Here is a 1,547-nt window from a genome sequence, read left to right as displayed (position 1 = left end):
GACATCGTAGCCGAACGCGGCCGCGGTGCTGGCAAGGATGAGCGGCGGGTAGGCCATATCGAGCGTCCCCTTCGTCGCGATGATGGACAGTTTCTTCGTGTCGTCTGCCGCCGTCGCTTCGGCGAGCGACTTTTCGAGGTCGGCGACCCGCGCGGCCCGTTCCGCACGCGATGACAGGTCGTCGTCGAGAGTGCTGGGGGTGTCGGTACTTATGTCGCTCACTCCGTCTTGCGGACGTAATGGGTGTAGATACCGTCGCCCTCCTCCTGTGCGAGCAGTTCCACGCCGTCCATCCCGGAGGCCCACCCGTCGATGTCGCTCATACTCCCGGAGTCGGTGGCGACCACCTCAAGGACCTCGCCGGAGGCGAGGTCGTCGATGGCACCCTTCGTCTTGACGACCGGCATCGGACACGATTCACCTTGCACGTCGAGCGTCAGCGGCCGGTGTCCGGTATACAACGTCGCCGACCTCGACACGACGGAGTAGGGACGTCACCGGACGCACGGTGACGCTTCTCGCGGTGTTCTACGCGCATACGAGCCGGGAGGCCCTCCAGGGACGACTCGCGACAGGCCGCCAGTGGTAGCAGGTCAGCAGTCGGCGCGCCGGGAGAAGACACAGCCTGAGACGCCGTCTCGGAGTCGGTCGACGTCGACGTATCGGGCGACGCGAGCGCGGTAGTGGCGGTACTGCGACCCATACGCACGTCGGAGGGCGGGCTCTTCGGCAAACGGCTTGAGGGCGAACCACCCGACGATACCCACGGCGAGGAGGAGTGCCTGCCATGAGCCGGCGAGGACCGCGAACCCGCCCACGGCCCCGGCGTGGCCGAGGACGGACGGGTTCCGCGAGAGCCGGAAGGGCCCCTCCGTGTGGAACGAGAGTTGCAGGCCCAGAATCTCTTCGGGGTCGTCGAAGGTGTCTGCTGTCCAGACGTTCACCGCCGCCCCGCCGACTCCGATGAGACCGCCGACGGCGACCGTCGCCGGAGTGACCGCGTACAGACTCCCGCGAGTCGTCGCGAGAAGCGCGAAGAACGACCCCGCTATCCCCATGACGGCGAGCCAGTAGAGACCGAACTGCCCACCGAACTCTGTCGGTGGCCACGGGCCCGGGTCCTCGGAGAGCGCGACACGGAGGGTCGCGCCGACCTGGCCGACTGCTGCGAGTGCACCAACCGTGAGGAGTATCTCGCTCACATCAGATAGTATGGCCGGGGGTTAATATTGCTTGTGTAGTGCAATACCGTTTGGGGCCTGCACCCACGAGCCGAGTAGACGGTGTGGGGCCACATTGGAGCACGAGTCAGGTGCCGTGCTTGATCGGGACGCCGACCATGTTCCTCCACTCTGCCCACGGCCCGTCGTAGTTGCGAACGTTCTCGGAGCCGAGCAGTTCAGTGAGGAGGAACCAGGTGACAGACGACCGCTAGCTGATGCGACAGTAGGTGACCACGTCGGTCTCGGGGCCGATGCCGTGGGCAGCGTACAGGTCACGGAGCACAGACGGTGACTTGAACCGGCGGTCGGGTCGCATATTATCCG

Annotated in this window: 3 protein-coding genes; all 3 read right to left on the bottom strand. The window is 65.9% G+C overall.

The window, feature by feature from the left end:
• Positions 1-213: DsrE/DsrF/DrsH-like family protein (locus Q0964_RS16400; RefSeq protein ID WP_299269747.1), on the bottom strand; the 213-nt coding region annotated here is incomplete at its 3' end.
• A 5-nt stretch (positions 214-218) separates the two neighbouring features.
• Positions 219-461: a sulfurtransferase TusA family protein gene (locus tag Q0964_RS16395; RefSeq protein WP_299269745.1), complete on the bottom strand. Its 243-nt coding sequence runs from the start codon at positions 459-461 to the stop codon at positions 219-221.
• A gap of 132 nt (positions 462-593) precedes the next feature.
• Positions 594-1,202: a methyltransferase family protein gene (locus Q0964_RS16390; protein ID WP_299269742.1), complete on the bottom strand. Its 609-nt coding sequence runs from the start codon at positions 1,200-1,202 to the stop codon at positions 594-596.
• Positions 1,203-1,547 lie beyond the last annotated feature (345 nt).

Source organism: Halorientalis sp., from assembly GCF_028275115.1.
Lineage (GTDB): Archaea > Halobacteriota > Halobacteria > Halobacteriales > Haloarculaceae > Halorientalis.
Note: the sequence above shows the minus strand (reverse complement) of the source record. Positions and strands in the feature narration are given on the sequence as shown.